This window comes from Cellvibrio sp., assembly GCF_053579595.1.
In genome coordinates, this window is sequence record NZ_JBRFPI010000165.1 from 1 (window position 1) to 9,479 (window position 9,479).

6 protein-coding genes are annotated in these 9,479 nt (G+C 45.0%); all 6 read left to right on the forward strand.

All coding sequences use genetic code 11. The features are described from left to right. The coding region (gene flgJ, locus ACWA6V_RS11465) for a flagellar assembly peptidoglycan hydrolase FlgJ (RefSeq protein ID WP_449522611.1) at nt 1-790 on the forward strand (790 nt) is incomplete at its 5' end. A 4-nt stretch (nt 791-794) separates the two neighbouring features. Continuing rightward, nucleotides 795-3,602, forward strand: coding sequence for a flagellar hook-associated protein FlgK (flgK, locus tag ACWA6V_RS11470; RefSeq protein WP_449522612.1), 2,808 nt, complete (start codon nt 795-797; stop codon nt 3,600-3,602). 213 nt (nt 3,603-3,815) lie between these two features. Beyond that, nucleotides 3,816-5,702 (forward strand): flagellar hook-associated protein FlgL, encoded by a 1,887-nt coding sequence (gene flgL, locus ACWA6V_RS11475; protein ID WP_449522613.1) that lies wholly within the window; start codon nt 3,816-3,818, stop codon nt 5,700-5,702. 141 nt (nt 5,703-5,843) lie between these two features. Further along, nucleotides 5,844-6,170, forward strand: coding sequence for a flagellar protein FliT (locus tag ACWA6V_RS11480; protein WP_449522614.1), 327 nt, complete (start codon nt 5,844-5,846; stop codon nt 6,168-6,170). A 215-nt stretch (nt 6,171-6,385) separates the two neighbouring features. After that, on the forward strand, nt 6,386-8,524 hold the full coding sequence (locus tag ACWA6V_RS11485) for a flagellin N-terminal helical domain-containing protein (protein WP_449522615.1): 2,139 nt from the start codon (nt 6,386-6,388) through the stop codon (nt 8,522-8,524). A gap of 68 nt (nt 8,525-8,592) precedes the next feature. Beyond that, on the forward strand, nt 8,593-8,982 hold the full coding sequence (locus ACWA6V_RS11490; RefSeq protein ID WP_449522616.1) for a flagellar protein FlaG: 390 nt from the start codon (nt 8,593-8,595) through the stop codon (nt 8,980-8,982). The last annotated feature ends 497 nt before the right edge of the window (nt 8,983-9,479 follow it).

Here is a 9,479-nt window from a genome sequence, read left to right on the forward strand (position 1 = left end):
GCGTGTTGGAGATGAAACAAAATGGGCGGTGGGTAGACGATGCAATGATATTGAAAAAGCGGACGCTCTAGATGAGTGGATCAATGATTTTATGCGCATGAGTGACAACTCCCAAATGCAGTCTCTATTAGTTGGTGAAGATGCTAAGGGTGATGAGCTGTCTGCAATAACGTCTATCAACTATGCTGCTGTACCGGCGCTGTTGAACAAGACTCAACCTTCTAATATTCGTGCCGGTCAAAAAGCCAGTATCAGCAACACGCAGGAAAATTTTGTTATGTTGCTGAAACCCCATGCAGAAAAAGCCGCTGCAGAATTGAATATTAATCCGGATGTATTGATTGCCCAGGTAGCGTTGGAAACGGGCTGGGGAAAACATGTTATTCATGACAAACTAGGTGGAAATAGTTTTAACCTGTTTAATATCAAAGCGAATACGGGGTGGCATGGCAATAAGGTCAATGTCACCACTCTTGAGTATCGCAATGGTATAGCAACAAATGAAAAGTCTGATTTTCGTAAATACACCAATTACGCAGAAAGTTTTTCTGATTACGTCAATCTTATGAAAAATAATCCGCGCTACCAACAAGCACTGAGTGCAGGTAGAAATTCGTCAGCTTATGCAGACGCGTTACAATCCGCAGGTTATGCAACTGATCCTGGTTATGCGAAAAAAATTAAAGGTTTGTTAAATAGCGATGCCATTCGTACCGTCAATGAATTGGCTCAGTCGGCGCAAACATTATTGTCTACCGCGGCCATTGCTGGCCGAAAATTAGTGGAGTAGTCCTATGTCTGGAATTCTCTCCAATGCCATTTCTGGGCTGCAGGCTAGTCAGAATGCGCTGCGAACCGCTGGGCATAATATTTCCAATGCCAATAATGCTGGCTATACGCGGCAGGAAGTTAACTATGCTACTCGCCCGGAACAAAATATCGGTAGTGCGGGGTTTATTGGTTCCGGTGTTACTACAGTATCGATTGAGCGAATAGTCAATGAATTTGTAACGGCACAGTTACGCCAGGATACATCGACTTTTAATCAGCTCGATAAATACAACTCCAATATTGGCAAGCTGGATAAATTGTTTGCTGATGTAAGTACTGGATTAACAGGGGCTCTACAAACTTTTTTTGCGTCTATGCAAAACGGTGCAAATGATCCTTCGTCTACACCTGGCCGTCAGTTAATTGTGACCGAGGTCGAAAGTCTAAGTATTCGTTTTAATAATTTGTATCAGCGCATGGATGATGTTGAGAAGAGTGTGAATCGTGAAATAAATACTGTCACATCGCAGATGAGTTCTCTTGCGCAGTCAATTGCATCATTGAACCAGGCAATTGCAGATAAACGCGCATCTGGCGACGGCAATCAGCCTAATGACTTGATGGATAAACGCGATGAAGCGTTGCGGAAGTTGTCAGAGCTGGTATCGCTGCAAGTCATTAAGCAAGATGATGGCGATGTCAATATATTTATTGGCAACGGCCAGCCCTTGGTAGTTGGTACTCAAGTCAGCTCATTTGGTGTCAGTAATGATGGAAAAATTCAACTGAAGAGTAATGCATCTGTTGCTGATGTGACTGCCCAAATTTCCGGTGGCCAGATTGGTGGGTTATTGAGTTTTCGTGAGCAAGTTCTTTACCCCTCAATGAATGAATTGGGGCGTATTGCGCTAGCAATTGCTGACCAATTCAATACCCAGCAGCAACAAGGTATTGATCTGGATGGCGATTATGGGCAAAAATTATTTGGCGATATCAATGATCCTGTGTCAGCAGCTAATCGCGTGGTACATGGACAAAACGCCCAACCATATGATCGCAATATTTCCGTCACCATTGATGATATTAGTCAGTTGACCACCAGCGATTATCGTTTTGAGATAGTCCCTAACACCAGTAATTATGTCATTACTCGTTTGTCAGATAAAAATGTGGTGGAGCAGGGCACTTTGACTGGAGCTTATCCCGCCACTATTTCATTCGATGGTGTTACAGTAAATTTAACCAGTGGCTCTTTTCAGGGCGGCGATACGTTTACACTCCAGCCAACCAAACAAGGTTCCAGAGATATCCATGCGGAAATAAAACGGCCAGAAGATTTGGCGTTTGCTGCTCCCATTCGTACGGCTGGCAATACTAGCAACTCGGGCAGTGGTTTGATCAATGCGGGTGAAGTATTAAGTCTGGTCGATATTGATGGTAATCGTTTGCCTGCATTCAGTACTCCTGGCACTTTGTCGCCACCAATCATTATTCGTTTTACATCAGAAACGACTTACGATGTTTTGGATAACTCAGATCCGGCAAATCCAAAAGATTTGGTTCCCGCTATGCGCGACCAAACGTTTATTCCGGGTGCAAGCAATAATATTTTTACTACCGATGTTGGTGAGACACGTGTTACCGGTAATGGTGATCGGCTTGGTTTACCGTCAGGACGTGTTGCACAAACAGCAACTGAGCCGCCCGATTTACCCGGCCCTATGACTGCCGCCAGTTTGCCGCAATCTAATGGTTATTTGGCGGAACAATTGCGATTCACTATTCGCGACCCGCAAACCGGTGCAATTACCAATAAAACCATTACGACCTCGCCTGGTGCTTCGGCTGCGCAAACAGCTGCGAGGATTAGTGCTCTATCGGGTGTTTCTGCCAACGCGTTTACTACTGCAACCATTACCGATATTAATTTTGATACCACTACCTATGCACCACCATTGCAGCTTTCTGTTAATGGTGAAAATTTGTTGGAATACAATTTCGCTAACAACGCCTTTGCATCCGATGTCCCCAATCCAAACGTAAGTGAAGCGGAATTTAACGATTATATTGCGGAGCGGATTAACTCCAATGAAAATCTAAAAGCCTTGGGTATTCGTGCGCAGAGTACCAATCACCCAATTACTGGTATGCCGGAATTGCGTTTAGTGGCATCGTCAGGCGTTAATTTGGATATTCGTTTATCTGCGTCAAATGCTGGAATTAATTCCATTGATGTCAATGACGGTACTGGAAATCCCAATGTGCGTTTAACCGGGCAAGATGATCCTTTAACAGTGGGGACCGTGGAGCAAAGCACTGTGACAGTGGGTGGCCGTGTTGATATCACTATGGCTAATGGCATTAGTCTGCAAACATCGCCAACTAATAGTCCATTATTTGGTGATAGTAGTTTGCCCGATTTTGCTTCCTCCTCTTTTCTCGGGTATCAGGTGGCCATCAATGGCCAACCCAAAGCAGGAGATACATTTACAGTAGGGTTTAATAGCAACGGAAAAAATGATAACCGTAATGCATTGGCGATGACCGCTCTTGACTCGATTAAGACCCTGCAAGACGGCACCCTAAGCTTTGCTGATGGCTACTCAAAAATGGTTGAGGAGGTGGGCACCAAAAGTAGCCTTTCAAAAATTAATACTGAAGCCAGTAAAAGTTTACTAGAGCAAACACAAACTATGCGTGAAGGTATTTCCGGTGTGAATTTGGATGAAGAGGCGGCGGATTTGATTAAATTCCAGCAACTTTATCAAGCTAATGCGCAAGTGATATCCGTTGCTCGGGAATTATTTGATACGTTATTGAATTCTTTGTAATAATTCGGCGCTATTAATTTCAATTTCCAGTATGACCCTGTGTGAGTCTTGTCAGCGACTAAGACTCTGTCATTTCTTGTTTAATTCTTCTTTGGCTATTTCCTTTCCCGTCATCTTTTCTGTGAAAGTTGGAACACTTTGTGCGTTGAGTTTCTTATCAGCAAAATATTGGCAATCTCTTGCCGCTTTTTTGCCGCTATTGAGGAATTCATTATGCGTGTATCTACCACACAAATTTATAATATTGCCAATCTGGGCATTGGTCAGGCCCAAGCTGCTATTACCAAAACCCAGGAACAAATTGCAACGGGTAAACGTGTGCTATCGCCTGCAGATGATCCTGTTGCAGCGGCAACAATTTTACAATTAAACATGGAATTGGCGCGTACGGAACAGTATAAAAAAAATATTGATGTGGCAGAAAACAGTCTGAATTTGGAAGAAACTAATCTCCAAAGTATCGTGGGCTTGGTGCAGCGTATGCGCGAGATGGCCGTATCAGCCGGTAACACGGCAGTGATGACATCATCTAACTACGATGCACTGGCGGCTGAAGTGGATACACGTATCAGCGAGCTGATGAATTTACAAAATACGCGCAATGCTTCTGGGCAATATATTTTCGCCGGTTATCAAAGTGGCACCCAACCTTTTGTAGGCGATGGCGGAGGCAACTTTCATTATTTGGGTGATGAGGGGCAGTTACGCTTGCAGGCATCTGCATCAGTGAGCGTAGCGGTGAGTGATTCGGGTAAAAAAGCATTTGTGGATATTCCTAGCGGCCATAATACATTTAATACTTCTGCCAGTGCGTCCAATAAATCCAACCCTCCGGCAATTATTACCGTTGGACAGGTTTTTGACCAAGCAGAATTTGATGCTTTGTATCCTGATGATTTGGTGGTGTCATTTACCAAAACAGCTGCTGCTGTCAATTATACCGTTACACAAAAATCGAATGGTAAACAGTTATTAGTTGATCAACCTTATGTTGCTGGTGTGGATATAGAGGTGGCGGGTGCGCGTTTTCAAGTATTGGGTAATCCTTATCCCGGGGAGGCTGCAATTGCAGCAGACCTGGATTTTGGTGTAGTAGGTGCTTTCGACTTCTCTTTAACACCCACCACCATTTCCATCTCTGTGGGAGGCAAAACGGAAACCTTGTTGTTGGATCAAAATGTCACTAACGCGACAGATTTGGCTGCAGCATTTAACAGTGCCGTGGGGGCACCGAATAGCAATGCCGATAAATTGGCTAATTTGGGTATCACTGTCGATGCTACGGGGTTTCATTCTCCGACGGGTTTGAATATCACAATCAGTAACGGTAGTGCAGACACGGATACCGCCTTGGGTTTTGCAACACAGAGCGGCGGAACCAGCTCGGTCAATTTACCGTTTGCATTTGCCGCTGCACACGATTTTAGTGTCACACCCTTAACCTTTCAGTTGGAGGTGAATGGGAAAACTGAATTTATAACGTTTAATCAAAACATTACTAATGCAACGGATTTGGCTAATGCATTTAATGATCCCGCCAATGCTGCGCAATTAATGCGTTTGGGCTTAACGGTGACTGATCAAGGCATTATTTCCAGTTCTAATGCGAAGGTCACTATAAAAGGGGGTAACACTTTTTTAGATGATGTAACGGGCTTAAATACGCAAGGCATCGGCACATCATCGACGCGAGGCTTATTAGTGCTGCCTGGGGATAGTTTTTTTGTTGAATCTACCGATAAACAAGGTTTGTTAACTACCTTGTCGCGCTTTAGTGATGCTATGAGAAATGTGCAAGACACTTCAGTAAGCAAGGCGGAGCTCGCAAAGCTGATCGCTAAAACCCTGACAAATCTTGAAAATACCGTGACAAATTTGGTTGCCGTACAAGGGGAGGTCGGGGCAAGGTTAAATACGCTTGAAAGCGCAAAAGACTTGAATTTGGATATTACATTATCGAGTAAAACTGTGTTGGCCAGTCTGGAAAGTGTGGATGTGAGTGAGGCTAGTATTCAATTATCCATGCAAACACTAATTTTAAATGCATCTCATCAAAGTTTTGCAAAAGTAAGTCAGTTATCTCTCTTCAGTTATTTATAGTTGTAGGCGCGGTTAGCTATGAATAAATATTTGGCCTGTTGTAATAGCCTGTAAGTGTTAATTTGCGCGCAGGCCAATTATTTTTTGCTAATCTTGTTCTATAGAGTTAGTCTGCTGTTGTCCCTTTATGAAGAGCGGCTTATGGATATCGATTCCCTGCTAGACCCCCTGACACGTGCGCTCAGCCAATCCCAAGCACTTTTATCTCTGGCCCAGGCGGGCGACTGGGAGTCATTTGAAACTCTGGTTCAACAACGCCAGCAAGGGTTGTTATCCCTCAACGATCAAGAGTACCTGCAATCCCTTGCCCAAGCTGACCTCGAAGCTAAAGCGGCAAGCGTAATTCAGGAAATTCAGACTATTAATAAAGCGTTGGCCTCATTAGCTGAGGCTAATCGCGAAAATGCTGCGTCAGAATTACGTCAAAATTCTCGTGCAGCAAGAGCGATAGACGCTTATGGTCGATAAGTTGACGACCCTCTCTTCTTTATAACCCTTTGCAATAAAATTTAGCAATTCTCAGTGTAAATAGTTGGTTCCTGCCATAAAAAAATTCTAAAGCTACTCCCGTATGTGTCGATAACCTGTTTAGAAGTGCTGATTAGTCCGTTGTCCTCAGACTTCATCAACCGACTTGTTATAGCAGCCAGACTGCGAACAGACATTAATCCAGGAGATTCATCATGGCTTTAGTAATTAACACAAACGTCGCCTCTCTGAATGCTCAGCGTCAGTTGATGAGTTCAGGCAATGCGCTTGATCGCGCAACTGAGCGTTTGTCATCAGGTAGCCGCATCAACTCAGCAAAAGACGACGATGCGGGCTTGGCGATTGGTAACCGCATGACATCGCAGGTGCGCGGTCTTGACCAAGCAATCCGTAATGCCAACGACGGCGTTTCTATGATTCAAACAGCGGAAGGTGCGCTGTCCGAATCAACCAACATTCTGCAACGTATGCGTGAGCTGTCGGTACAATCAGCGAACGGTATCTACACCGCTGGCGACCGCCAAACACTGAATGCCGAGGTTCAACAACTCGTATCAGAATTGGATCGTATCGCTAAAACCACTTCATTCAACGGTCAAAACCTGTTGGATGGCTCATTAGGCAAGGTTGACCTGCAAGTAGGCTCCGACGCCAACCAAACCATCAGCTTTAAAGTGCAAGCGATGGATGCCAAAACCCTGGGCATGGGTTCTACAGCGGTGGACTTGTTGGGTGACGAAATTAACCTCGCTGCTTCAGTATTTGCGGCTTCACTCGGTACAGATATCGAAGATGGAGATGTCCTGATTAATGGTCAATCAATTGGTACCTTTGACACTGGTGCATCAGGTGATGCCAATACCTTGTCTGACTTGGTTGCCAATATTAATGAGCGCATTACTGGTGTAACCGCCTCTGCCTTAACTGAATTACAAGCTTCATCAAATGGTAACGGCATTATCGATAACGATGCTGGCGAAGGTTTGAATATTACTGTTACCGAAGTTAATGGCGGTACTCAGACTTATCAATTGCGCGAAAATACCACCTCTATGGCAGAGCTTACTGAAGCCATCAATCGCGTTACCGGAGGTGCGGTGAATGCATCAGTGGGTGAGGATGGGCGTCTGGTGTTGAGCAACAATACCGGTAGCACAATTGCTGTGGCAGCTTCGGGTGGCCTTGACTTGGGTGATGCGCTGGGTATGGAAACCGGTGTGGGTGATGGATTGTCACAACGTGGCCGTGTGGTGTTAACTTCGGATACTGACAAACCAATTACTATCACTCGCGGCAGCACTGGTACTTTGGAAGACCTGAGCAACCTTGGCTTCCGTGAATCCACCAAAGGTGGGGTGATTGAAGGAGCTGGTATTGCTGCTGGTACCCTTGGTGCTGATTTGGCGTGGGGTGTAGGTGATGTAAAAGTTAACGGTGTAACTATCTCCAACAAAGACACCGATAGTTTGCTCGGCAAAATCAACGCAATCAATAAGTCAACTACTGAAACGGGCGTAACGGCTAACGCATTTGCTTCTGCGACATTGGATTTCAATGGTGTGTCAATTACCAACACCACATTCGCTGGCACTAATAGCGCATTGAATATTAATGGTGTTGAAATCGATTTGGCTGCCGTTTCGTCTTTGGCCGAGCTGGTAACTGAGTTGAATGATAATGCAAATAATACCGGCGTAACCGCTCAGCTGAATGGCAATACCGTCATTCTGAAAAGTGACCAAGGGGCCATCGCGTTTAACAATGGTAGTGTGTCTGTATTTAATGGCACTGCAGACGGTTTTGCGGGTGTAGATGTTGTTGAATTTATGGCTGGAACCTTGGGTACCGTGACTACTGCCGCTACTGCGATAACCGCTACCGGCGCGACTATTGTAGAAGCCGGTATCAAGTTGACCAGTGCAAGCGGTAACCCTATCAGCTTTGAGTTGGGTATTAATGCCAGCGCGGCTGAAATAGGTATTCTTGAAGCAAATAATACTGCCGGCGGTGCCTTCGGTTCTGCGATTGCATCAATCAGCATTGATACCCAAGCTAACGCACAGAAAGCCATCAAGGTAATTGATAACGCGTTGACAACCATCAACGATACGCGTTCAAACCTCGGTGCGGTCAACAACCGTTTGGACTTTACCGTATCTAACCTGGCGAATATCTCAGAGAAAACAGCGACTGCGCGGTCACGTATTACCGATGCTGACTTCGCTGCAGAAACTGCAAGCCTGAGCCGTTCACAAGTGTTGCAACAAGCGGCATCGGCAATGTTGGCTCAATCCAACGCTCGTCCACAACAAGTACTGTCTCTGCTGAGATAAGTTGACTAGTTCCCCCCAAGCGCTTGTTAAAACAAGCGTCTGGGGGTAACCCTGGTGAGGACTAATGTATGAATGAATTCACTAAAGTCGCTGCGACCCCGGTACCGGTTATGCCTGTGCCGGTTTCGCCACAGGCGGGCAGTGCAAAAGGTCAAAAAACCGGCAACGATTTGCCGCTTGCCGCTGATGCGGCAAGATCTCAACCACCGGAAGCCGTCAATTCCAAGGCGATCGAAGAGAAAGTTCGTGCTGCTGTTGCGCAAATGAATGAATATATTCAGTCAACACAACGTGATCTGAACTTCACTTATGACCCGAGTTCTGGAGAGACAGTGGTAAAGGTGTTGGATCGCACAACGCAAGAAGTTATTCGTCAAATTCCTGATGAAACTTTTCTGCGCTTGGCGCAACAACACAGTCCGGACGAACCTGGGCAACTGTTTAGTGCGCAAGCATAAAACCCTTTAAAAATAGTTAGTTATGATGTTTTTATGAAAGTGGTTTGTGGTTTGTTTAATAAAAAATAGGGCAGCGAAAGCTGCCCTATTTTTTTCGTTTTCACACATCTATTTTTTTAAAAAAGTGTTTATTTTTTTTGAAATTTTTTAGTCAATTTTTTGTTCCCCTCCTCTTTTTATCACTCGCGATTGCACACCTTCGGGTGGGGTGAACGCTCTCCGTAAAAATGTATTGGCACGGTCTGTGCAAAATCGGGTTTAGGCGACCCGTATAGAAATCCTGTTGGTAATAAATTTCTTACAAGTCTTGCCACGAAGTTCTCACCGACCCCGGAATCTGATTACCGATGTCACTGGGCTTCATCAGTCGGCTTGTCACAGCAAACGCAACTGTGAACAGGAACAATCATTAGGAGATTTATTATGCCTTTAGTCATTAACACCAATGTCGCTTCCTTGAATTCACAGCGTCAATTGATGAACTCAGGAAATGCGCT

What these genes read in the sequence shown, in the direction of transcription:
- flgL (WP_449522613.1), top strand. Translation starts at nt 3,816, where the DNA reads ATGCGTGTATCTACCACACAAATTTATAATATTGCCAATCTGGGCATT.
- ACWA6V_RS11485 (WP_449522615.1), top strand. Translation starts at nt 6,386, where the DNA reads ATGGCTTTAGTAATTAACACAAACGTCGCCTCTCTGAATGCTCAGCGT.
- ACWA6V_RS11490 (WP_449522616.1), top strand. Translation starts at nt 8,593, where the DNA reads ATGAATGAATTCACTAAAGTCGCTGCGACCCCGGTACCGGTTATGCCT.
- ACWA6V_RS11480 (WP_449522614.1), top strand. Translation starts at nt 5,844, where the DNA reads ATGGATATCGATTCCCTGCTAGACCCCCTGACACGTGCGCTCAGCCAA.
- flgK (WP_449522612.1), top strand. Translation starts at nt 795, where the DNA reads ATGTCTGGAATTCTCTCCAATGCCATTTCTGGGCTGCAGGCTAGTCAG.